Here is a 23,152-nt window from a genome sequence, read left to right as displayed (position 1 = left end):
GGCGCACCCCACGCTCAATCCCGCTATCCCGCACATGATCCGCACGCTCCCGCCCTCGTGGTGACCTCGCTCCGACCGCTGGGGCACCGGCGAGTGGAGGCGACGATACGAGCCGGATCGGCGGCTCGCGCGGGCGTCGAGATCGATTGACACATCCGATCTCGAGGAGTATGCGGCGTCGACCGCACGAGCGACGGGTCGCCCGCTGGACCATCGGGGTGGGCTCCTCGGGGATGAGGTGCACGCAGCCGACGACCGGCTCTCCGCTTCGACGTGTCCGCGGATCCGGCGGGGCACCCGTCCTGCCTGTGCCTGTCGAGCGGGGATGCTGCGGCCTGAGGCGGACCGCGACGGGCTAGGCGGGCTGCGGCCGCCGGGGCGCCCGCGCGCCCCGTGACACGAGGACGGCCGTGACGACGCCGAGCACCGGCGCCAGGAACGGGGCCGTGACGGCGATCGTCATGCCGAGGACAGCGGCGACGCCGATCGCGATGCCGACCGCCATCACCGCGCGGAGCAGGCGCCCGCGGGGCAGCACCGGGATCAGGAGGGCGGCTCCCGCCACGCCCACGAACGCGGCGGCGAGCGGCAGGAGCCGACCGGATCCGGCGTCCGCCCCCGATGCCAGGTGACCGACGACGACGGTCGCGAGCGCCGCGCCCAGGGCGACGGTCGCGGGGATGACCACGACGCCCAGCCGCGGCCGGAGCGCCGCCGCTCCCGCGACGATCGGCAGGAGCGCGACGATCGACCCCGCCGCGAGGCCCATACGCATGGCGTCCGTCGCGTCGCCGACCGCGGGCAGCCAGGCGCTCCCCGCGAGCGTGAAGGCGGCGCAGGCGAGCCCGAGGGCGCATCCGACGAGCGACGTGATCACGACGGCCCGGCGACCGGAGGCCGACAGCGGCGCACGGGCGGCGGGCGCAGACCCGGGTCCGGCTGCCGTGCGGGCGCCACCGCGCCCGCCCGAGCGCGACCGGGACCGGGACCGCGACCGCGACCGCGACCGCGACCGCGACCGCGCCGACGCGATCAGCGCGGCGATGGCGAGCGCCCACGCGCCGGAGGACAGGGCGACGAGGCCCACGAGCAGCGCCCCGGGCAGGGCGACGGCCACCGCGACGATCCAGCGGGCGACGGCCGAGCGGATCCGGAGCAACCCCGCGAGCACGACCGCCAGTGACGCCGCCCCGAGCAGCCAGGAGGCGAGCGTCAGCTCGGCGAACGCGGAGGCGAACGGGCTGAGCCGCACGCCCGCGTCGGCTTCGTCGAACCCGACCGACCACGATGCGGCGGCGAGACCGCCGAGGATCCAGGAGGGCACGGCGAGCGCCGCCGCCGCGAGCGCCGACTCGGCCCGGAGCCCCCCGGACCGGCCCATGAGCCCGAGCAGCGCGACCGTCGCGAGGAGGGCGCCGGCCCACGGCATAGCCAGGAGCACGGGCGATCCGAGGAGCACGGACGAGAACGCGGCCGCCGGCAGCGCCACGGCGAACAGGAGCGCGACCGTCGCGAGCACGAGGATCGCCCGCGGGGTCATCCGCTCGAGCAGCCCGTGGGCGCGGAGGGACCACGCCTCGCCGTGGGAGGGCATGCGGCGTCCCTCGGCGTCGGCGTGCTCCTCGAGGGTGTCGAGCATCACGTCCCCGTCGGCCCGGCGCCAGGCCGCGGGGTACCAGCGGAGGAGCCGTGCGTAGGCGGCGCGGCGGTCGTCGTCGTCGCGCGGGCCGCGGCTCACGTGCGGATCGCGGCCTACGCGCGGATCGCGGCTCACGCGGGCGCCGCCGTCGCGGTGGCGCGCGGGGTCGCGACCCGGCGCGGCCGGGCGGGCGCGGAGGCGGCGGCGATGCTCGCGCGGGCGGCCGCGGCCCGGGCCTGGAGGCGGTCGGCCTCCTCCTGCAGCTCGCCCCGGCCGGCGTCGGTGATCTCGTAGTAGCGCCGGGCGCGGCCGTCGACGACCTCCTCGCCCGCCGCGCGGATCCGCCCCTCCCGCACGAGCCGGTCGAGCGACGCGTAGAGCGTGGTCACCCGCAGCGTCACCTCCCCGTCGCTGAGGCGCGCGACGTCGGCGAGCACGGCGTACCCGTGGCGGCGTCCGGCGGCGAGCGCGGTGAGGATCCAGAAGGCGGTGGCGGTCATGGGCGGGACTATACCCACTACGGAAACATGCGTACCGGATCGACAGCCGAGGCACGCGGGGATGCGCGGCGCGCGTGCCCTAGCGTGGGGGCGGCGGACGGACCCGCCGCAGGAGGCACCGGATGACGCAGCACGGCCGCCCCGGCACCACCGTCCGCGTCACCCGCATCGTGCACCGCGGCCTCACCGTGCGGATCAGCACGCTCGGCACGCCGGACGACCGCGCCTTCGTGCTCGTCCCCGGCATCGGCGTGAGCTCCGACTACTTCGAGCGCCTCGCCCCGCACCTCGACGAGCGCGGCACCGTGCACGCGCTCGACCTGCCGGGCTTCGCGGGCGTCGCTCACCCGTGCCGCGCGCTCGCGATCCGCGACTACGCCGACCTCGTGGGCGCCGCGATCGACGCGCTCGGTCTCGACGACCCCGTGCTCGTCGGCCACTCGATGGGCACGCAGGTGGTGGCGGACCTCGCGGCCCGGCGGCCCGGGATCAGCACGGTCGTGCTCATCAGCCCGGTGGTGGACCCGGCCGCGCGCTCGGTGCCGCGCGCCGCCCTCCGCTTCCTGCGCTCCTCGGTGCGCGAGCCGAGCCGGATCAAGGTGCTCGCCGTCCGCGCGTACCTCGTCTGCGGCGTGCGCTGGTTCCTCCGCGTGCTGCCGCGGATGATGTCGTTCCCGATCGAGGCCCGGCTGCCCGAGATCCGCGCGAGCACGCTCGTGATCCGCGGCGAGCACGACGCCGTCGCCCCGCGCGCCTGGGTCGAGGAGATGGGCCGGCTGCTCCCGCGGGCGCGGCTGTGGGAGATCCCGGGCGCCGCCCACTCGGTGATGCACGCGCACGCCGACGAGGTGGCCCGCCTCTGCCTCGCCCACCTCGAGCGGCGGCCGGGCGACGGCTCCTCCACCGAGGACGCGTCGGCCGAGCTCCGCCGCTACCCGGAGGGCGAGGAGCAGCCGGACGAGGAGCACGCGGACTTCGCGCCGACGCTCCGCGACTCGATCCGCGGGATCCGCGCGCAGGTGGCCGAGGGCCTCGCGATCCGCCGCGACGACGACGCCGCGATCGGCCGCGCCAAGACCGCGCACGCGGAGGCGATGGCGGATGCGGCGGAGCGGGCCCGGCGGCGGGCGCGGCGCGCTGCGGGCGCCGGCGGTCGGGCCGGGTCGCGCCGCTAGAGCGATCCGGCGTCCGAGTCACGCGCGCCGCCGGCGAACCCGAACGCGTGCAGCCCCAGCCCGTCCGCGAGCCCCTGCGCGAGGCGCGCGCCGCGCACGCTCGTGCCCTGGTCGTCGAGCGGCGGGCTGAACACGGCGGCGCCGAGGCGGTCGGGCGCGGAGAGGACGATGGCGCCGGAGACGCTCGACTTCGCGGGCACGCCGACCCGCCGCATCCACCGGCCGGAGCCGTCGTAGACGCCGCAGGTCGCCATCACGGAGACGACGTCGCGCGCGACCTGACGGGAGACCACGCGTGACCCCGTCGACGGGTCACGACCTCCGCAGGCGAGCGTCGCGCCCATCGCGGCGAGCGACTCCGCGGTCACGAGCACGGCGCACGCCCGGACGTAGGCGGCCACCGCGTCGTCGGCCGAGACGTGCAGCGTGCCCTCCGAGCGCATGAGGTGGGCGAGCGCGTGGTTGCGGTCGCCGAGGAGCCGCTCGCTCTCCGCGACCTCCTCGTCGACCTCGAGGTCGCGTCCGGCGAAGGCGCTGAGTCCCTGGAGGATCCGCTGCGTGCGCTCCTCGAGGGTGGATCCGCGCACGAGGCTCGCCGTGAGGATCGCCCCCGCGTTCACCATCGGGTTCGGCGGCCGGCCGGTGCCGCTCTCCAGCTTGATCGCGTCGAACGACTCGCCCGTCGGCTCGATGCCCACGGCGTCGAGCGCGTCGCCTGAGGTGTCGGCGAGCGCCAGCGCGAAGAGGAAGGGCTTCACCGCCGACTGGATGGAGAAGGGGTGCGCGCTGTCGCCGGCCGCGTGCGTGCGGCCGTCGGGTGTGACGAGCGCGATGCCCGCGAGCGACGGATCCGCGTCGGCCAGCTGCGGGATGCTGTCGTCGACCACGCCGCCGTCGTCCTCCGCGACGCCCGCGAGCAGCCGGTCGACGTCGAGCGCGTGGGCGGCGTCGTGCCGGGCATCGCGCGGGGCGTCGTGCCGGGCATCGTGGGCGGCGGATCCGGGAGGCGTCATCCTCCGAGCCTGCCAGCGGCCGCCTCGCGCGACCGGGCGGGCCAGCGCCGCGCGTCCGGCCGGGGCCGCGGTGCCGCTCGGGAACGGCACCGCGGGAAGGGTGTGGCCCGGCCTCCGTGCACGGAGGGCCGGGCGGTCGAGCTCGTCTCCCCCCGGAGACGTCGACCCCCGCGAGATGTCCCACCCGAAGGGCCCATCCCGCTGATGACAACGTAGGCCAACGCCGAGATCCATGCATCTGCATCGACGCTATGCGGCTACTCCGACCGGTCAGCCGACGTCGCCCCGATGCGCGCCCGAGACCCGCCCCTCACACCGGCTGCAGCAGCGCCCCCTCCGCCACGAGCTTCCGCGACAGCACGCGGTACCCCTCCTTCTCGAAGAAGACGGTGATCCGGTCGTCCTCGGCGCTCATGACCGTGCCCGGCCCCCACTCCGCGTGGGTCACGGCGGACTGCGGCGAGAACGGGTCGTCCGCGGGAGCGTCCACGCCGTCGGCGACCGCCGCCCCCATCGCCTCCTCGTGCGCGTCGTCCTCCGCGAGCCGGTCGCACGCGTCGCAGTTGCCGCAGCGCTCCGGCGACTCCTCGCCGAAGTAGCCGAGGAGGAACTGGCGGCGGCAGTGCGGCGCCTCGGCGTAGCCGCGCATCATCTCGAGCCGCGAGACCTCGATCCGCTCGCGCTCCGCGGCCACCTCCTTCGCCCGCGACGCGGCCTCGCGCGGATCCAGCTCCTCGCGCACGAACGCGCCGTCGTGGGCGGATCCGAGCACGCCCGCGTCCACGAGCAGGTTGACCACGCCGCCGACCGTGCGCGGCGACATGCCGGCGCGCTCGGCGACCGCCGCGGGCCGCACGGGCCCGTCGACGCCCGCCACCGCGACCGCCGCGTACACGTCGCGGAGGCTCGCGGGCTTCGGCGTGCGCGCCGCGAAGAACCGGCGGAGCCCGAGGTCCTCGGCCCGGTAGTGCAGGATCCCGACGGCCGGCTCCCCATCGCGCCCCGCCCGCCCGACCTCCTGGTAGTACGCGTCGACCGACTCGGGCGGCGCCGCGTGGATCACGTATCGCACGGTCGGCTTGTCGATGCCCATGCCGAACGCGCTCGTGGCGACCACCACGTCCACGTCGTCCTCGTGGAACGCCTGCTGCACGCGCTCGCGCTCGGCCGCCGGGAGGCCCGCGTGGTACGCCGCGGTGCGCAGCCCCACCGCCTGGATCTCCTCGGCGTACTGCTCCGCGTCCTTCCGCGTCGCCACGTAGACGAGGCCCGGCTGCGTCTGCTCCACGACGTGGGCCGCGATCGCGCGCCGCTTCTCCGCCTCCTCGGTGTGCCGTCGCACCTCGAGCCGGATGTTCGGCCGATCGAAGCCCGAGGAGAGCACGAACGGGTCGCGGAGCCCCAGGCGCTCCTCGATCTCGACGCGGATCGGCGTGGAGCCCGTCGCCGTCATCGCCACGGTGGGCGGATGCCCGAGCGCGTCGACCACGCCGCCGAGCCCCAGGTAGTCGGGCCGGAAGTCGTGGCCCCACGACGCGACGCAGTGCGCCTCGTCGATCACCACGAGCGACACCCCGCGGGCCACGAGCCGCGCGACGACCTCGTCGCGCGCCAGCTGCTCGGGCGTGAGGAACACGATCCGCGCGCCGGGCTCCTCCACCGTGGCCCACGCCTCGTCGCGCGCCTTCCCGCGGATCGTGCTGTTGATCACACGCGCGGGCGGCGCGGCCGGCGCGTCCTCGAGGTTCTGCACCTGGTCGGCCTGCAGCGCGATGAGCGGCGAGACGACGACGGTCAGGCCCTCCATCAGCACGGTGGCGACCTGGTAGATGGCGGACTTGCCGTAGCCCGTGGGCATCACGACGAGCGCGTCGCGGCCGCGCACGAGCGGGCCGATGGTGCGCACCTGGCCGTCGTGCAGCTCGTCCCAGCCGAACGACTCGCGGGCGACGCGCAGCGCGTCCTCGGGCTCCGGGCCGGGCGCGGGCTCCGGGACCATGGCGGGGTCCTCGGCGGCGGGCGGCACGTCGGCGGGCCGGTCCTCGGCGGCATCGGTCCGGTGGTCGGTGCGGTCGTCGGTCGTGCGGGTGCTGCCCTCTGCGGCGCGGTTCTGCTTCACCTCCCCACTGAACGCCGGAGGTCGAGCAGTGCCCAGGTGCGCGGATCCGCTCTCGGCTGGCCGTCACCATCGCCCGGCTGCCGGGCGCGCCGCCGCGGCCGGGAGGCCCTCGGAGCCGGTCGCGGAGCTCAGCCCGCGTCGACCCGCGGGAACGGATCCGCGTACCGCGCCCACGCGTCGGGCCCGGCCGCGAGCTCGTCCGGCGTCAGCACGGCCCGCCCGATCGCGCGCCGCAGCACGGCCGGCCGCAGCCCGATCCCGAAGAACGCGATCTCCGTCCCGACGGGCGCCCCCTCGGTCCACGGGTCGATCCCGGTCGGCTGCAGCGTGAGCATCGACCCGACGCTCGACCAGCCGCCCACCTCCCCCGGCCGCGACGCGAGCGACACGAAGCCCTTGGAGCGCAGCACGAGCCCGGCGCGGTCGGGCCGCAGCTCCTCCTCCACCGCGTCGGCGAGGCGCTGCGGGTGCAGAGGACGCGGGTCCCCCACGACGACGGATCCCACGGGTCCCGTCAGCCGCTCGAGGTCCGCGGGACGCGCGGCGACGCCCGCGGCGGTCAGCTCGCGCATCCACCCGGCCGAGGCGGCGAGGCCGGCGACGTCGCCCCAGCGCGGCAACCGGTCGAGGGCCAGCGGGCGGCGCGCGTCGAGCACGGTCGCCCGCGGCGCGAGCCGCCGCACGAGCGCGACGACGAGGCCGCGCGCCTCCTGCGGCACGCGCGCCATGCCCGTGAGCACCACGACGGTCGCGTACTCCACGAGATCGACGAGGGTCTCCGCCTCCGCGAACGCGTCTTCCACGCGGCCGAACCCGATGACGTGCAGGCGGTCGGCGGGCACGACCGAGACCACGTGGCGCAGCCCGAAGCCGGATCCGATCCCGCCGAGCGCGCGCTGCAGCCGCCGCTCCTGGCGGAGGAGGAGGTCGAGGCCCATGCCGGTCGCGCGGGCGTCGGAGGTGGCGGGGATCCCGACGACGGCCTCGGTGCCCGGCCCCCGCTCGGCGAGGTCGTCGAGGAAGCGCGCGATGGGCTCGACCGGATCCGCCTCCTCGGGCGGCAGGACGAGGAGCGAGGCCGCGGAGCCGGCGACGGCGTCGCGCAGGACGGAGCGGAGCGCGGATCCCTCGCCGACGACGAGCACGACGCCGGACGGCGGCTGGGGCTGCGGGTGCACGGGGGTGGATCGGTCGCGAGCGGGCATGCCGCTAGTCTATTGAGAACTGTTCTCACGAAAGGACCACCATGAAGGTGCGCAACTCGATCAAGGCCCTGAAGAAGCTGCCCGGCGCGCAGGTCGTGCGCCGACGCGGCCGCGTCTTCGTCATCAACAAGAAGAACCCGCGGAACAAGGCCCGCCAGGGCTGACTCCACGTCGGGCGGGCGCCCCAGATCTGGGGCGTCGCCGCCGGACTCCGCGCCGATACGGTGGGGACCAGCCGAACCACGGGGGGTCCGCGCATGATCGTCGTCGTCATCATCGCGTGCGAGATCGGCTTCTGGGTCGTGCTGGCTGCCGGGCTCGCCGTCCGCTACGCCCTCCGTCGCCCGCGCCTCGGCGCCGTGCTCCTCGCGTGCGTGCCCGTCGTGGACCTCGTGCTGCTCGTCGCCGCCGCCATCGACCTCCGCGGCGGAGCCACCGCCGACTGGACCCACGGCCTCGCCGCCGCGTACCTCGGCGGATCCGTCGCGTTCGGCCACGCGATGGTGCGCTGGCTCGACGCGCGCTTCGCCCACCGCTTCGCCGGCGGACCGACGCCTGCACGCCCCGCCCGGTCCGGCCGCGCCAAGGTGCGCTACGAGTGGCGGATGTGGATCCTCACGGTGGTCGCCTACGCGATCGCCTGCGCCCTGCTGCTCGCCGCCATCGCGTTCGTCGGCGACGCCGCGCGCACCCGGGCGCTCGAGGACTGGATCGCGCGCCTCACGGTGCTCCTCGGCATCTGCACCATCTGGCCCGTCGGCTGGACCATCTGGCCCGGCCCGGAGCCGGCGACCGACGTCGAGCCGGCCGCGGTCCCCGCCTCGGCGGCCGGCCGCTGAGCTGCGCCGACCTGCCCGGCGCCGACCCGCCTCAGAGCGGGAAGCGCAGCTGCAGCAGGTGGGATCCGTCGGCGCGCGTCTCGGCCGTCAGGGTGCCGCCGAGCAGCTGGGCCCGCTCACGGAGCCCGGTGAGACCGTGGCGTCCGCTCGGCAGGTCGAGCAGCGGGAGCGTCGGCGCGCCGGCATCCACCTCGAGCACCACGTGTCCCGCGTCGAGCCGGCCGGTGATCCGCACGGCCGCGCCGGTCGCGTGCTTCCGCGCGTTCGTCAGGCCCTCCTGCACCGTGCGGTAGACGGCGCGCTGGGCGGCCGCGGGCAGGTCGCCGGGGAGGTCGATGGCGGTCTCCACGCGGATCCCGCTGGCCGCCACGAGGGCCGCCACGTCCTCCAGCGTCGGCTGCGGCGCGAGCTCCCGCCGCTCCCCGCCCGCCGCGCGGAGCAGCTCCACCATGCCGCGCAGCTCCTCGAGCGTGACCGTGCTGAGTCCGCGGATCGTGCGCGCAGCCTCCCGGGAGCGCTCGTCGGCCGCGCCCACCTGCATCGCCCCGGCCTGCACGGCGATGAGGCTGACCTGGTGCGAGACCACGTCGTGCATCTCGCGCGCGAGCACCGCCCGCTCCCGCGCGAGCGCGACCTGCGCCGCCTGCCGCTGGCCGAGCGTCTGCGCCTCGCGCAGCTCCAGGAGCTGCGCGGCCGCCGTGCGCCGCTCGCGCAGGAAGGCGCCGAGGAGCGGCGGACCGACGGTGTAGATGGTCGCGTCGACCAGCGGCTCGAGCAGGAACTGGAGGTCCTCCGGCGGCCAGAGCGGCGAAATGTAGGCGACCACGGAGGCGCCCGTCGCCACCGCGACCTGCCACCGCGGCGCGCGCGAGAGGCCGAGGTCGAAGAGGGCGATCATGAGCGGGACGTACGCGACGCTGACGTAGAAGGCGGGCAGCGCGGCCAGCACGCTCAGCCACGGCCAGCGGCGGCGGAACACGAGGCCGAGGCAGGCGACGATCCCCGCGGCGACGTCCCCGGACGCCTGCGCGGCGGACAGGAAACCGTAGGAGAGGGCCACGGCGACCCCGGCCACGAGCAGGTCGACGAGCACGGCGCGCACGCGGTCGGCGGCGGTCGGGCGGCTCACGGGATCGGCGGCGGCGGCATCCGCGTCGGTGGCGGCGTCGGTGGTCGTGCCCGCGGCGAGCGCCCGCCTCGTCAGCCGCATGGCCGGATCACCGCCGCGGCACGAGCCCCGCGCGGTCGGCGACGACGGCCGCCTCCACGCGCGAGCCGACGCCGAGCGCCTGCACGATGGAGCTCACCGTCTCCTTGACCGTCCCGAGCGTCAATCCGCACTCGGCCACGATCTCCGCGTTGGAGAGCCCGCGGGCGAGCGCCTTCAGCACGGTGGTCTCGCGGTCGCCGAGCCGCGCGACGCGGGCGCGCTCGGCGTCGTCCTCGAGCGAGCGGAAGAGCCGGCCGGGCCGGAGCCCGGGCGCGAGCACGATGCCGCCGGACGCGAGCGTGAGCACGTGCCGGGCGAGCTGCTCCGGGTCCGTGTCCTTGAGCAGGAAGCCCGACGCGCCGCGGTGCAGCGCCTCCAGCACCTGGTCGTCGGTGTCGAACGTGGTGAGCATCGCGACGACGGGCGGGCGGGGCTCCGCCATCAGCTCGGCGAGGATCGTGAGGCCGTCGGGCGCGGGCATCCGGATGTCGAGGAGCACCACGTCGGGCGCGTGCTCGCGGACGGCGGCCACCGCGGTGTCGCTCGAGACGGCGGCCCGCACGGCGATCCGCGGCGAGGCGCCGAGCACCATCGCGATGCCCGAGCGCACGAGCGACTCGTCGTCGACCACGACCACGGTGACGACGGCGCCGGGCGGCGTGGAGGGGACGGCCGCGTCGTCGCGCGCCTCGGATGCGTGGCTCACGCGTCCCGCCTCCCCATGGCGGATCCGACGCCGACGCCGGTCGCGCCGCCGCGGTCCCCCGCGAGGCCGAGGCTAGCGCCCCGGGCCGCGCGCCGGGCCGCCCGGGTCGCGCGCCGGGCGTCCCGCCGGGCGGTGCCCGCCGCGCGCAGCGCGCCCACGAGCTGCCGGATCCGCAGCGTCGGCACGTAGGCGGAGGTGAGCGCGCGCCCGATCGGCGCGAGGTCGGCCGCCGTCGGGCAGGCGAGCCAGAGCGTCTCGTAGCGCGGGTCGAACTTGGCCTTGAAGCGCAGCAGCGACGTGAATCCGTAGGACGGCTCGAGCACCCGGCCGGTCGCAGCCAGCAGACGTGCGACCACCCGGTCGACGGGCCCGCCGGTGAGGCCCCGGCCGACGCCCGCGAGCGGCGTGCCCGACAGGCTCAGCGTCTCGAGTCCCTCCTCCTGGAAGGCGCGCGCCGCGGTCGCGATGAGGAACTCCATCACGCCCGGCATCGGATCCGCGCCGCGCCGCATGACGTCGAGCGTGCGTCCCACGAGCCGGCCGTCGCGGAAGACGGGCAGCCAGCTCGTGACGCCGTGCACGCGGCCGGTGGCGTCGACGGCGAGCAGCATCCGCACCTCGGGGTCGTCGAGCTCGGGCAGGCCGCCGAGCGTGAAGCCCATCTCGGGCAGCGCCTTCGCGTCGACCCAGTCGCCGCTGAGCGCGTCGACCGCCCGGCGGAGGGGCTCGGGCAGCCCGCGGTAGGTGCCCCACAGCGCGTCGACGCCGTCGCGCGCCGCGCGGTTCGTCGCCGTGCGGAGGTCCTGGCGGCGCTTGCCCGAGGTGGAGAAGCCCGCGAGGTCGATCACGGCCTCCTCGGCCACCGGCGTGACGCTCCAGCCGAGCTCCGCGAAGACCGGCAGGTGGGACGAGTGGATGCTGTAGAACGCGGGCACGAGACCGCGCGCCGAGCAGTGCCGGGCGAAGGCGCGGATCGTGGCGGGCGCGTCGGCCGCGGTCGCGATCGGATCCGACACCGTGAGGGCGACGCCGTGCGCGGCGCGGTACGCGACGGCCCCGTGCGCGGCCTCGCCTTCCGAGGAGGAGGAGGCGGCGTCGTCGTCGTCGGCGAACCAGTGGCTGCTGCCGGCCCAGGTGCCCATGAAGCCGAGGGATCCGGCATCCGCTCGCGCCAGCTGCGCGAGCACGCGTTCGCGCCCGGCGGAGCGCTCCTCGGCGGCGGCGCGCATCGTGAACGATCGGCGGCGGACGACGAGCACGACGAGCGCGGTCGCCGGCACGAGCCAGGTGCTGAGCATCAGCACGGGGAGCTCGAGGTCGGTCCACGACGCGACGGTGAAGGTGAACCAGTCCTCGGCGAGCGGGATGACCGTGTAGTACCAGCCGAGGAGGCCGGTCACGAGGAGGAGGGCCGTGATCCCCATCACGAGCCCGAGGCGCCGGCCGCGGAGCAGCAGGGCGACCGCGAGGATGAGCGCGCACAGCACGGCCACGGTGCTGCCGGGGTCGAGCAGCGAGCCCATGGTGCTGAGCACCCCGATCGCGTCGCCGGACACCGCGGCGATCCACCAGCTGAGGGTGACCGTGCCGAGCATGGTCGCGGCGACGACCCGCGCATGGGAGGTGGCGGCGTCGTGCCAGGCGGGGCGGCGGGAGAGCGGCACGAGGATGCGGCCGAGGCCCAGTCCGATGAGGAGGGCGACGCCGCGCGTGAGGTCGACCCCGTGGCCGCCGGCCAGCAGGCCCGCGAGCACCGCAGCGAGGACCGCGGCGCGGAGGCCGTCGCGGTGGGCCGGCGCGAGGCCGCGGCTGGCGGCGGCGGCGACCGCCACGATCACGACGGACGGCGCCCAGAGCCGGTCGGCCGCGTCGAGCTGGGAGTAGAGGTCGCCGAGCGCGAGGCCCACGGCGAGGAGGAGGGAGGCGACGGCGACCGGCGCGAGCGAGCCGATCGCGGCGACGACCGCGGTGCGCACGATGCCGATGCGGCTCTCCGACCAGGCCAGCACGGCCACGACGACGGCGAGCGCGATGGCCGTCGCGGCGGGGTGCGCGAGCTCGCCCAGCCCGGCCATGACGCCCATCCACGCGCTGCCCGCGGGGACGGCGATCGCGGCGAGCGGGTGGCGGGCGAGGGTCCGGAGGACGACCCGCGCGGCGCCGGCCGGGGGCGCGACGGCGGGCACCGCGGGCGGCAGGTCCGCGCTGTCGGCGAGGATCGGGCGGGCGGCGGGGGCGAGCGTCGAGTGCGTCACGTCCCCAGTGTGCGGAGCCTCGGCCCTCCACCGCGTCGGCCGCGGGATCCGATCCCTCCGCCCATCGGCTGACCCGGGCCGCCGATCGGCTGACGTCGGCGGGGAGTCCGCCGCACGACCCGCGGCACCCCCGCGGTACGGGCCGAGGGACTCCCGGGACGCGAGAAGGCCCCCGGTTCCCCGGGGGCCTTCTGCTGTGCTGGTGCGCGAGGGGGGACTTGAACCCCCACGTCCTCACGGACACACGGACCTGAACCGTGCGCGTCTACCAATTCCGCCACTCGCGCCAACCGGACGACATTATCACGTCGGGGAGCCGATCCCGCGCCGCGACCGCCCCGCCACCGCGCCCGGGCGGCCCGCCTCCCGCCCTCCCCAGGGGCCATCCGCACCCACCCGGCGGCCCGTGTCCAGGGCGTCGCCCCTCGAGTTGGCTAACATCGCACTATTCATCCGCGGAAGGACCGCGCGAGGACGGATCACACGTGGGAATCCTGGACAACTTCGAGAAGGGCCTCGAGCGCGCTGTCAACGGCGCCTTCGTGAAGACCTTCAAGTCCGGCCTGCAGCCCGTGGAGATCGTCGCGCAGCTGCGACGCGAGCTCGACACGCACGCCGCCATCGTCGACCGCGACCTCATCCTCGTCCCCAACTCCTTCACCCTCCGCGTCTCCCGCGCCGACCACGAGCGCATCGAGTCCATCGGCTCCACGCTCGTCGACGAGCTGCGCCAGGCGGTCGAGCGGCACGCGTCCACGCAGGGCTACCAGTTCGCGGGCGTCGTGCAGGTCTCCTTCCGCCGCGACGACCAGCTGTCGGAGGGCGTCCTCGGCATCGACAGCCGCACGGTCGAGGGCAGCGTCACGTGGATGCCCGTCGTCGACGTCGCCGGCACCCGCCACCCGCTCGCGGTCGGCCGCACGGTCATCGGCCGCGGCAGCGACGCCGACATCACGGTCGACGACCCGGGCACCTCCCGCCGCCACGTCGAGATCGCCTGGGACGGATCCCGCGCCCAGGTCCGGGACCTCGGCTCCACCAACGGCTCCGAGCTCAACGGCGCGCCGGTCACCAAGGCGCCGCTGCCGCCCGAGTCCGTCATCCGCATCGGCCGCACCGCCATCACCTTCCGCGTCGTCCCGCACGCCACCGAGGAGCGAGGCGGCCGCGAGCCGCAGCGCCAGCGCAGCGACGACGGGTTCTGGGGAGCGTCATGACCGAGCTGACCCTCCTCGTCCTCCGCCTCGCGTTCCTCGCGGTGCTCTGGCTCTTCGTCTTCGGCATCGTCTACGCGCTCCGCTCCGACCTGTTCGGCCAACGGGTCCGCAAGCTGCGCGAGGAGACGGGCGCCGGCGGCGCATCCCCGTTCCCCTCCTCCCCGTACGCCGCATCCGCCTCCGCGCCGCGCGCCGCGGCCGTGCAGCCGCCGCCCATCTCGTCGATGCCGTCCGGCGCCAACTCCGGCGCCGTCCCGTCGCGCGCCAAGGCCACGACGTCCACGGCCCGCCACCTCGTCATCACGTCGGGCGCCAAGGCCGGCACCGAGATCCCGCTCGGCACCGAGCCGCTCACCATCGGCCGCTCGAGCGAGTCGGGGCTCGTCATCCGCGACGACTACACGTCCACGCACCACGCGCGCCTGCTGCTCTGGAACGACGAGTGGATGATCCAGGACCTCGACTCCACCAACGGCACCTTCCTCGACGGCAAGCGCGTGAGCGTGCCGACGCAGGTGCCGCTCGACACGCCGATCCGCATCGGCGCGACCAGCTTCGAGCTCAGGCGGTAGCGGCATGGCGACAGTGACGCAGGCCGCTGCCGTCTCCCACGTGGGCAAGGTCCGGTCGAACAACCAGGACTCCGGCTACGCGGGGCGGCACCTCTTCGTCGTCGCCGACGGCATGGGCGGGCACGCGGGCGGCGACGTCGCGTCCGCGGTGGCCACCAAGCGCATCATCGAGACCGACAAGCCCTACGCCTCCGCGCACGACGCCGAGTTCGCGCTCCAGGCCGGCCTCGTCGCGGCCAACCAGCTGCTCGCCGAGACCGTGTTCGAGCACTCCGAGCTCACGGGGATGGGCACGACCGTCAGCGCGCTGGCCCGCGTCGACCGGCATGTCGCCATCGCCCACATCGGCGACTCGCGCATCTACCTGTTCCGCCGCGGCGAGCTCAGCCAGATCTCCGCCGACCACACGTTCGTGCAGCGCCTCGTCGACAGCGGCCGCATCACGCCGGAGGAGGCGCTCGTGCACCCCCGCCGCTCCGTGCTGATGCGCGTGCTCGGCGACGTCGACGCGGCCCCCGAGGTCGACACCCAGGTGCTCGACACCCACACGGGCGACCGCTGGCTCCTCTGCTCGGACGGGCTCAGCAGCTACGTGTCCGAGGAGCGCATCACCGAGATCCTCGCGACCGCGGGCACCCCGGAGACCATCGCCGACGCGCTCGTGAAGGAGTCGCTCGACCACGGCGCTCCGGACAACGTCACCGTGGTGGTCGTGGACGTGCTCGACGAGGACGACGAGGCCGCCGCCGCCCGCCCCGACCCGGAGCCCGTGCTCGTCGGATCCGCGTCGCAGCCGCTCGCCTTCGGCGACGAGCCCTCCAAGCGCGCCGTCCGGATCCCGTCGCTCCTGCTCCACCCGCTGCGCGCGAGCACGGCGGCGCGCGACGCCCAGTTCGAGCCGGAGTCGGACGAGTACCTCGAGGCGCTCATCGCCGAGGACCGGCGGCGCGCGCTCCGCCGCCGCATCACCTGGCTGGTCGGCGTCGCCCTCATCCTCGCCGGCCTCGTGCTCGCGTGCGTGCTCGGCTACCGCTGGACCCAGTCGCGCTACTACGTGGGCGAGTCCGAGGGCTCGGTGGCGGTCTACAACGGCGTGCAGCAGACCATCGGCCCGATCCAGCTGTCCCACGTCTACGCCCGCACCGAGGTGCAGGTCGCCGACCTCCAGCCCTTCTACCGCCAGCAGGTCGAGCAGACCATCAACGCGGACTCGCTCTCGGGCGCCGAGGAGATCGTCGACCGGCTCCAGGAGGCCGCGGGTGGCTAGCGCCGGCGCGGCGGTCGCCTCCGCGCGCGGGCGCGAGAAGGCGCCCAGGGTCCCGCGGATCCGCGTGCCCCGCCGCCTCCGGAACCTCGAGCTCGCGCTGGTCGTGCTGGCGTCCGTCATCAACGGCGGCGCCCTCTACCTCGTGCAGCTCGGCGCGCTCGGCGCATTCGACCGGAGCTTCTTCCTCCCGGCCACCGGCCTCGCCGTCCTCGTGCTCGGCATGCACGTGGCGCTGCGCTGGCTGGCGCCCGACGCGGATCCGTTCATCCTCCCCATCGCCACCGTGCTCAACGGCCTGGGGATCGCGGCCATCTACCGCCTCGACCTCGCCGGCGGGTACTCCGGCTGGGACAGCGTGGCCGTGCGTCAGATCGTGTGGTCGGGCCTCGCCATCGTGTGCGCGCTCGCGGTCATCGTGCTGCTGAAGAACCACCGCGTGCTGCAGCGCTACCGCTACATCGCCATGTTCGTGGGCCTCATCCTGCTGCTGCTGCCGATGCTCCCGGTCCTGGGCCAGAACATCAACGGCGCGCGCGTCTGGATCCACATCGGCGGCTTCTCGTTCCAACCGGGCGAGATCGCGAAGATCTGCCTCGCGGTCTTCTTCGCCGGCTACCTCGTCACGGCGCGGGACAGCCTCTCGATGGTGGGCGTCAAGGTCCTCGGGCTGCGCTTCCCGCGCGTCCGCGACCTCGGACCGATCCTCCTGGTGTGGGCCGTCTCGATGAGCGTCCTCGTGTTCCAGCGCGACCTCGGCACGTCGTTGCTGTACTTCGGCCTCTTCATCGTCATGACCTACGTCAGCACCGGCCGCATCGGCTGGGTCGTCCTCGGCGCCGTCCTGTTCCTCGGCGGCGCGTTCGGCGCGAGCACCCTCGGCTACGTCGGCGGGCGCGTCGACGCGTGGCTGAAGCCGTTCGACCCCGCGGTCTACGACGCGAACGGCGGCAGCTTCCAGCTCGTCACGGGCCTGTTCGGCATGGCCGACGGCGGCCTGTTCGGGCGCGGGCTCGGCAGCGGCATGCCCAACCTCACGCCGCTCGCCAACAGCGACTTCATCCTCGCCAGCCTCGGCGAGGAGCTCGGCCTCACGGGCGTCTTCGCGATCCTCGCCCTCTACCTCCTGCTCGTGTCCCGCGGCTTCCGCATCGGCTTCGCGGGCCAGGACGACTTCGGCAAGCTGCTCGGCATCGGGCTGTCGTTCGTCATCGCCCTGCAGGTGTTCATCGTCATCGGCGGCGTCACGCGCGTCATCCCGCTCACCGGCCTCACCACGCCGTTCATGGCGGCGGGCGGGTCCTCGCTGCTCGCCAACTGGATCATCGCGGCCCTGCTGCTGCGCCTGTCCGACACCGTCCGCAACCAGCCCCGATTGGTGGTCGAGTCGTGAACCGCGAGCTGAAGCGCGTCTCCGTGTTCGTCCTGGCCATGTTCGTGGCCCTCTTCGTCGCGGCGTCGATCATCCAGGTGGTCGCGGCGCCGACCCTGCAGGCGGATCCGCGGAACTCCCGCACCATCATCGCCAGCTACTCGGCCGAGCGCGGGGCGATCCTGGTCGACGGCACCCCCATCGCCTCCTCGGTCCCGGTCGACGACCGCTACAAGTTCCTCCGCACGTACGCCCAGCCCGACCTGTACAGCGCGGTCACCGGCTACTACACGCTCGGCCAGGGATCCACGGGCCTCGAGTCCGCCATGAACGACGTCCTCACCGGCACGAGCGGCACGCAGTTCTTCGACAGCCTCACGCGCACCTTCACGGGCCAGGAGCCGAAGGGCGCGTCGGTCGAGACCACCATCGACCCGAAGGTCCAGCAGGCGGCGTACGACGCGCTCGGTCGGCTGCGGGGATCCGTCGTCGCCATCGAGCCGTCCACGGGCAAGATCCTCGCGATGGTGTCCAAGCCCGGCTACGACCCCAACGTCCTGGCCTCGCACGACCGGGCCGCCGTGAAGCAGAGCTACGCCTCGCTCCTCGCCGACCCCGCGAACCCGCTCATCGACCGGGCCGTCAACAGCCTCAACCCGCCCGGATCCACCTTCAAGCTCATCACCACGGCCGCGGCGCTCGAGTCCGGCCGGTACACGCCGGACTCGCTCCTACCGAACCCGTCCACCTTCACGCTCCCGGGCACCGGCACGGTCATCACGAACGCCGGCGAGGGCGCGTGCGGCAACGAGCCCGAGGTGTCGATCGCCACGGCGCTCCGCCTCAGCTGCAACATCCCCTTCGCCCAGCTCGGAATCGCGCTCGGCTCCGAGCGGATAGCGAAGATGGCGGAGGCGTTCGGCTACGGGAAGTCGATCGCCGTCCCCATGGCGAGCGCGAAGAGCGCCTTCTCCCCCGACCTCGACGACGCCCAGACCGCGCAGTCCGCCTTCGGTCAGCTCGACGTCCGCGCCACCCCGCTGCAGACCGCCATGGTCACGGCCGGGATCGCGAACGGCGGTGAGGTGATGAAGCCCAGCGTCGTCGACAGCGTCCTCAACCCGGACCTCAGCGAGCTGTCCGGATTCTCCCCCAGCCGATTCGCCGACCCCATCTCGAAGGAGACCGCCGCCACCATGACGCGGATGATGATCGACAACGTCCAGAGCGGCGTCGCCACAAATGCGAGAATCTCCGGTGTCGACGTGGCGGGCAAGACCGGCACCGCGCAGAACGGCGCCGACGACCCGTACACCCTCTGGTTCACCGGCTTCGCGCCGGCTGAGTCCCCGAAGGTGGCGGTCGCGGTCCTGGTCGAGGACGGCGGCGGACGAGGACGATCGGGCTCGGGGAACACCCTCGCCGCCCCCGTGGCGAAGAAAGTGATTGAGGCGGTGCTGGACAGATGAGACCCACGAGCGGACTGACCTTCGGAGGGCGTTACCAGCTGGGCGATCGCATCGCCATCGGCGGCATGGGCGAGGTGTGGGAGGCGACCGACCTCGTCATCGGACGCAAGGTCGCCATCAAGATCCTCAAGGACGAGTACCTGGGGGACCCCGGGTTCCTCGAGCGATTCCGGGCCGAGGCGCGCCACGCGGCGCTCGTCAACCACGAGGGCATCGCCAACGTCTTCGACTACGGCGAGGAGGACGGCAGCGCCTTCCTCGTGATGGAGCTCGTCCCCGGCGAGGCACTGTCGACCATCCTCGAGCGGGAGCGCGTGCTCTCGAGCGACAAGGTGCTCGACATCATCTCCCAGACCGCCCTCGCGCTCCACGCCGCGCATCAGGCCGGTCTCGTGCACCGCGACATCAAGCCGGGCAACCTGCTGATCACGCCCGACGGACGCGTCAAGATCACCGACTTCGGCATCGCCCGCATCGCCGACCAGGTGCCGCTCACGGCCACCGGCCAGGTCATGGGCACGGTGCAGTACCTCTCGCCCGAGCAGGCGAGCGGGCACCCCGCGTCGCCGTCCACCGACGTGTACTCGATGGGCATCGTCGCGTACGAGTGCCTGGCCGGCCGCCGCCCCTTCACGGGCGAGTCGCAGGTCGCCATCGCCATGGCGCAGATCAACGAGCAGCCGCCCGAGCTCCCCGTCACGGTGGCGGAGCCCGTCCGCAACCTCGTCATGTCCTGCATCTCCAAGAAGCCGGCGGACCGCCCGCAGAGCGCCGCGCATCTGGCGCGCGCCGCGCAGGCGCTGCGCCGCGGCGACGTCGCGACCGCCACCATGGCCGTCGCCGCCGTCGCCGGTGCTGCCGCCGCGGATCCGGGCACGCCCACCCAGGCCACCCAGCTCATGCCGTCCGACCGCCGAGCCGACACGAGCGCCACCACCGTCCTGTCCTCCGCGCCCCGCGCCGGAGCGGCGTCGCCCTTCGACTTCGACGAGGTCGACGCGGAAGACGAGGAGCCCGAGCAGCCGCGCGCCAGCAAGCGCGCGATCTGGATCTTCGTGGTCGTCGCCGTCCTGGTGGTCGCCGCGATCATCGCCGGGCTCATCGCCGCCACCGCGGGCAGGCAGTCCGACCAGACGGCCCCCGTCCCCACGGAGACCAGCGCCGAGCCGAGCCCCACGCCGAGCGCGTCGCCCACCCCCACCCCGACGCCCACCCCGACCACCGTCGAGATCAAGCGCGAGGACTACATCGGGCGCGACCAGAAGACGGTCTCGAACGAGCTGACGGCCCTCGGCCTCAAGGTCACCGTCATCACGGGCAGCGCGGCACCGTCCGGTGAGGAGGAGGGTCGCGTCACCGCGATCACCCCCACCGGCAGCGTCGCGAAGGGCGCCACCATCCAGATCACGGCCTACGGCGCGCAGACCCTGCCGACCGCGGCGCCGGTCACCCCCACGGTGAACCCCACCACCGTGCGCGCCGGACAGGCGGTCGACATCTCGTGGCCCGCGTACTCCTGCCCGGCGGGCCAGACGCTGAACGGCTACCAGATCCAGGCCGACTCGGTCTCCGGCGGCGCCACGGGCACGTGGGGCGGGAGCACCAACCCGACCAACGCGCAGACCACCTCCGGGGAGATCAAGGCCGGCAACAACACGGGATCGTTCACGGTCAAGTACCTCGCCATCTGCGGCACGAACGAGTCCCCCTACAGCAGCACCGTCACCGTGGCGGTCGAGGCGGCACCAGGCGGCACCACGCCGGGCGGCGGCACCGGAGGCGGCACCGGAAATGGCACCGGAGGCACCGGAGGCGGCACCGGAGGCGGCACCACCGGCATGGCGCCGACGCCCCCTCCGGGCAAGGAGGATCGGCATTCGCTGATCTCCAGCACGCACCGCATGCCCTGATCGGCATGCGCCGCGCGAGCACTCCCCCGCCCTCCGCGCTCCGCCCCGGATCCCCAGCGGAGCCCGGGTAAGCTCATCCCCGTCCTGATCCCGAACCCGACGAGAGGCAGACCGTGACCGACACGCGTGTCCTCGGCGGACGCTACGAGATCGGGACGCTCCTGGGCCGGGGCGGCATGGCCGACGTGTACGAGGGCGTCGACGCGCGACTCGGTCGACGCGTCGCCGTCAAGATCCTGCGTCGCGGCCTCGCGGAGGATCCCGCCTTCCGGAGCCGCTTCCGCCAGGAGGCCCAGGCGGCCGCGCGCATGTCGCACCCCACCATCGTCCGGGTCTTCGACGCCGGCGAGGACGTCGTCACCGACCAGGACGGCGCGTCCCACACGGTCCCCTTCATCGTCATGGAGCGGGTCGAGGGCCGCCTCCTCAAGGACGTGATCACCGACGGCCCGCTGGAGCAGGAGGAGGCCGTCCGCATCATGGGCGGTGTCCTCACCGCACTCGAGTACTCGCACCGCGCGGGCGTCGTCCACCGCGACATCAAGCCCGGCAACATCATGGTCACGCCCACCGGCCAGGTGAAGGTCATGGACTTCGGCATCGCCCGCGCGGTCTCCGACACCTCCGCCACCATCGCGCAGACCACCGCCATCCTCGGCACGGCACGCTACTTCTCGCCCGAGCAGGCCAAGGGCGAGTCCGTGGACGCGCGCACCGACCTCTACTCCGCCGGCGTGGTCCTCTTCGAGATGCTCACCGGGCAGGCGCCCTTCCGCGCGGACACGGCCGTGGCCGTCGCCTACCAGCACGTCAGCGAGACGCCCGTCGCACCGAGCACCGTCCAGGAGCACGTCTCCCCGCAGCTCGACCAGGTGGTCCTGCACGCCATGGCGAAGGACCGCTACGCGCGCTTCCAGACCGCCGCGGACTTCCGCACCGACCTCGACCGCGCCGCCGCGGGCACCCTGCCCGAGCGCGAGGCACCCACCACCGACGTGGGCGCCACCCTCTTCGGCGCACCCGCGGGCCCGTCCTCCTCCCAGCAGGCGCTCCGCCAGCTGGGCGTCGACGACGACCGCACCGTCCGCACCCAGAGCCGCCCGCCCGTGCCGTGGATCTGGGCCGGCGTCACCGTCGTGGTCGTCATCCTCATCGCCGTCGTCATCTGGGTCACCAGCCTCAGCTCCATCGCGCCGCCCGACATCAGCCCCACCGTGCCCGACGTCGCGGGATCCACGTACTCGAGCGCGGCGGGCGCCCTGCAGGAGGCGGGCCTCGTGCCGCTCGAACGCGAGGAGGCGAGCGCCACGGTCCCCGCGGGCACGGTCCTCCGCACGAATCCCGACGCTGGCGAGAACGTCGCGACGAAGACGGAGATCGATGTCTTCGTCTCCTCCGGACCACCCAAGGTCCAGGTCCCCAACGTCACCAACATGGACGAGGCCACGGCCACCGCGGGCCTCCAGTCCGCCGGCCTCAGGGTCGGTGAGGTCGTGAGGCAGTCGTCCCCGACGGTCTCCGACGGCGTCGTCATGCAGACTGATCCTGCCTCGTCCGCGCAGGTGGACAAGGGCTCCACCGTCAAGCTCGTGCTGTCGAACGGCAAAGTCTCCATGCCCGACGTGCTCGGGCAGCCCCTGGTCGAGGCGCAGTCGCTGCTCGAGGCCTCCGAGCTCACGGTGACCACGCGGAGGGACCCGTCCTGCGTCCGCGCGGACGGCTCTCCCGTGAGCCAGCAGTCCGTCCCCCCGGGCGACGTCGCCCAGCGCTCGACCGTGGCCCTCACGTACTGCACGGGCGCGGGCCGCGGAACACCCGCGCCGGCACCCACGGCTCCGGCGCCGACGCAGGCCCCTCCGCGCGGCTGAGCGGCGGTCGAGACCCGACGCACCTCGGCCTGCGGAGCCGTGTCAGCCGATGCGGACCAGCGGCGACAGCCGGGACGACGTCTCTCGCGCCCCGCCCAGTCCCGCGCCCTCGAGCCAGTTGCCGAGCATCCGGTAGCCGCCCTCCGTGAGCACGGACTCCGGGTGGAACTGCACCCCCACGATGGGCGCGGCCTCGTGCCTCAACCCCATGATGACGCCGCCCTCGGTGCGCGACGTGACCACGAGGTCGGATGGGATGGTGCCGTCGACCACGGCGAGGGAGTGGTACCTCGTCGCCGTGAACGGCTGCGGCACGCCGAGGTAGAAGTCGCCGTCATCGTGCGTGACGAGCGAGGTCTTGCCGTGCATGAGCTCCTCGGCGTTGGTCACCGTCGCGCCGAACGCCTCCGCGATCGCCTGGTGTCCGAGGCACACGCCCAGGAGCGGCGTGCCCGATGCGAGTGCCGCACGCACCGTGGGGATCGACACCCCGGCGTCCGCGGGCTTGCCCGGTCCCGGCGAGACCAGCACGGCGTCGTACTCCGAGATGACACCCGCCATGTCCGCGTCCGCGTGGTCGTCGTTGCGCATGACGACGGTCTCCGCGCCGAGCTGCTGCAGGTAGCCGTCGAGCGTGTAGACGAAGCTGTCGTAGTTGTCGATCACGAGCACGCGCGTCACTGGTGCACCGTCACTTCCTGGGTGTTAACGATCGAGTCGACCCAGGGGAAGACCCAGGTGACGAGGCAGTAGAGGATCGCGGCGACCGCGATGAGCAGGATCAGGAGCCGGACCCACACCGGCCCGGGTAGGACGCGC

At 74.3% G+C, this 23,152-nt stretch carries 20 protein-coding genes and 1 tRNA gene; 10 read left to right on the top strand and 11 right to left on the bottom strand.

All coding sequences use genetic code 11. The features are described 5' to 3' along the window. Nucleotides 1-355: 355 nt before the first annotated feature. Together ACU4ZT_RS00180 and ACU4ZT_RS00175 are read right to left on the bottom strand one after the other, a co-directional pair. Complete coding sequence (locus tag ACU4ZT_RS00180) at nt 356-1,738, bottom strand: hypothetical protein (RefSeq protein WP_445337549.1); 1,383 nt, start codon at nt 1,736-1,738, stop codon at nt 356-358. 32 nt (nt 1,739-1,770) lie between these two features. Next, the gene (locus ACU4ZT_RS00175; RefSeq protein WP_063070892.1) at nt 1,771-2,139 is read right to left on the bottom strand and encodes a PadR family transcriptional regulator; all 369 of its coding nucleotides are present in this window, start codon (nt 2,137-2,139) and stop codon (nt 1,771-1,773) included. Between the two features lie 122 nt (nt 2,140-2,261). Between ACU4ZT_RS00175 and ACU4ZT_RS00170 the strand changes: the two genes are divergently transcribed. Then, nucleotides 2,262-3,314: an alpha/beta fold hydrolase gene (locus ACU4ZT_RS00170; RefSeq protein WP_270980934.1), complete on the top strand. Its 1,053-nt coding sequence runs from the start codon at nt 2,262-2,264 to the stop codon at nt 3,312-3,314. On the opposite strand, the gene glsA is transcribed toward ACU4ZT_RS00170, so the two are convergent. The 3 genes from glsA to ACU4ZT_RS00155 all read right to left on the bottom strand — a co-directional run bounded on the left by glsA (nt 3,311) and on the right by ACU4ZT_RS00155 (nt 7,651). Next, on the bottom strand, nt 3,311-4,327 hold the full coding sequence (gene glsA / locus ACU4ZT_RS00165) for a glutaminase A (RefSeq protein ID WP_270980935.1): 1,017 nt from the start codon (nt 4,325-4,327) through the stop codon (nt 3,311-3,313). The two genes, ACU4ZT_RS00170 and glsA, sit on opposite strands and share 4 nt — an antisense overlap. A 310-nt stretch (nt 4,328-4,637) precedes the next feature. After that, on the bottom strand, nt 4,638-6,446 hold the full coding sequence (locus ACU4ZT_RS00160) for a RecQ family ATP-dependent DNA helicase (protein WP_445337548.1): 1,809 nt from the start codon (nt 6,444-6,446) through the stop codon (nt 4,638-4,640). Nucleotides 6,447-6,574: 128 nt separating this feature from the next. Continuing rightward, nucleotides 6,575-7,651 carry a GTP-binding protein gene (locus tag ACU4ZT_RS00155; protein ID WP_445337547.1) on the bottom strand — a complete coding sequence of 359 codons (1,077 nt, stop codon included), beginning with the start codon at nt 7,649-7,651 and terminating at the stop codon, nt 6,575-6,577. Nucleotides 7,652-7,692: 41 nt separating this feature from the next. Here ACU4ZT_RS00155 and ykgO point away from each other — a divergent pair, with 41 nt between their 5' ends. Beyond that, entirely contained in the window at nt 7,693-7,815 is a 123-nt protein-coding gene (gene ykgO, locus ACU4ZT_RS00150) for a type B 50S ribosomal protein L36 (protein WP_063070897.1), read from the top strand. A gap of 93 nt (nt 7,816-7,908) precedes the next feature. Beyond that, complete coding sequence (locus tag ACU4ZT_RS00145; RefSeq protein ID WP_270980938.1) at nt 7,909-8,490, top strand: hypothetical protein; 582 nt, start codon at nt 7,909-7,911, stop codon at nt 8,488-8,490. Between the two features lie 31 nt (nt 8,491-8,521). Here ACU4ZT_RS00145 and ACU4ZT_RS00140 read toward each other — a convergent pair whose 3' ends face one another. From ACU4ZT_RS00140 to ACU4ZT_RS00125, 4 genes are all read right to left on the bottom strand, one after another. After that, complete coding sequence (locus ACU4ZT_RS00140) at nt 8,522-9,700, bottom strand: sensor histidine kinase (RefSeq protein ID WP_445337546.1); 1,179 nt, start codon at nt 9,698-9,700, stop codon at nt 8,522-8,524. Nucleotides 9,701-9,707: 7 nt separating this feature from the next. Then, complete coding sequence (locus tag ACU4ZT_RS00135; protein WP_063070900.1) at nt 9,708-10,406, bottom strand: response regulator; 699 nt, start codon at nt 10,404-10,406, stop codon at nt 9,708-9,710. Further along, nucleotides 10,403-12,661, bottom strand: a complete 2,259-nt coding sequence (locus ACU4ZT_RS00130) for a bifunctional lysylphosphatidylglycerol flippase/synthetase MprF (RefSeq protein ID WP_445337545.1) — start codon at nt 12,659-12,661, stop codon at nt 10,403-10,405. Before ACU4ZT_RS00130 ends, ACU4ZT_RS00135 begins: the two co-directional genes overlap by 4 nt. Nucleotides 12,662-12,861: 200 nt before the next feature. Then, nucleotides 12,862-12,948 (bottom strand) — tRNA-Leu (locus tag ACU4ZT_RS00125). Nucleotides 12,949-13,146: 198 nt separating this feature from the next. Here ACU4ZT_RS00125 and ACU4ZT_RS00120 point away from each other — a divergent pair. From ACU4ZT_RS00120 to pknB, 7 genes are all read left to right on the top strand, one after another. Continuing rightward, on the top strand, nt 13,147-13,878 hold the full coding sequence (locus ACU4ZT_RS00120; protein ID WP_063070902.1) for an FHA domain-containing protein: 732 nt from the start codon (nt 13,147-13,149) through the stop codon (nt 13,876-13,878). Then, a complete protein-coding gene (locus ACU4ZT_RS00115; RefSeq protein WP_063070903.1) occupies nt 13,875-14,450 on the top strand; it encodes an FHA domain-containing protein FhaB/FipA in 576 nt (191 codons plus the stop codon). Before ACU4ZT_RS00120 ends, ACU4ZT_RS00115 begins: the two co-directional genes overlap by 4 nt. Nucleotides 14,451-14,454: 4 nt before the next feature. Next, entirely contained in the window at nt 14,455-15,717 is a 1,263-nt protein-coding gene (locus ACU4ZT_RS00110; protein ID WP_063070904.1) for a PP2C family protein-serine/threonine phosphatase, read from the top strand. Then, nucleotides 15,710-17,107: an FtsW/RodA/SpoVE family cell cycle protein gene (locus tag ACU4ZT_RS00105; RefSeq protein WP_063070905.1), complete on the top strand. Its 1,398-nt coding sequence runs from the start codon at nt 15,710-15,712 to the stop codon at nt 17,105-17,107. The genes ACU4ZT_RS00110 and ACU4ZT_RS00105 overlap by 8 nt, the downstream gene beginning before the upstream one ends. Next, entirely contained in the window at nt 17,104-18,555 is a 1,452-nt protein-coding gene (locus tag ACU4ZT_RS00100) for a peptidoglycan D,D-transpeptidase FtsI family protein (RefSeq protein ID WP_063070906.1), read from the top strand. The genes ACU4ZT_RS00105 and ACU4ZT_RS00100 overlap by 4 nt, the downstream gene beginning before the upstream one ends. Beyond that, a complete protein-coding gene (locus ACU4ZT_RS00095) occupies nt 18,552-20,465 on the top strand; it encodes a serine/threonine-protein kinase (protein ID WP_063070907.1) in 1,914 nt (637 codons plus the stop codon). Before ACU4ZT_RS00100 ends, ACU4ZT_RS00095 begins: the two co-directional genes overlap by 4 nt. A 113-nt stretch (nt 20,466-20,578) precedes the next feature. Beyond that, complete coding sequence (gene pknB, locus ACU4ZT_RS00090; protein WP_063070908.1) at nt 20,579-22,333, top strand: Stk1 family PASTA domain-containing Ser/Thr kinase; 1,755 nt, start codon at nt 20,579-20,581, stop codon at nt 22,331-22,333. Between the two features lie 42 nt (nt 22,334-22,375). Here pknB and ACU4ZT_RS00085 read toward each other — a convergent pair whose 3' ends face one another. Then, on the bottom strand, nt 22,376-23,014 hold the full coding sequence (locus ACU4ZT_RS00085; RefSeq protein ID WP_063070909.1) for an anthranilate synthase component II: 639 nt from the start codon (nt 23,012-23,014) through the stop codon (nt 22,376-22,378). After that, nucleotides 23,011-23,133 (bottom strand): hypothetical protein, encoded by a 123-nt coding sequence (locus tag ACU4ZT_RS00080; protein WP_302621240.1) that lies wholly within the window; start codon nt 23,131-23,133, stop codon nt 23,011-23,013. Before ACU4ZT_RS00080 ends, ACU4ZT_RS00085 begins: the two co-directional genes overlap by 4 nt. Nucleotides 23,134-23,152: the final 19 nt, after the last annotated feature.

This window comes from Clavibacter davisi, assembly GCF_052751415.1.
This window is presented reverse-complemented; position numbering and strand designations above follow the sequence as displayed.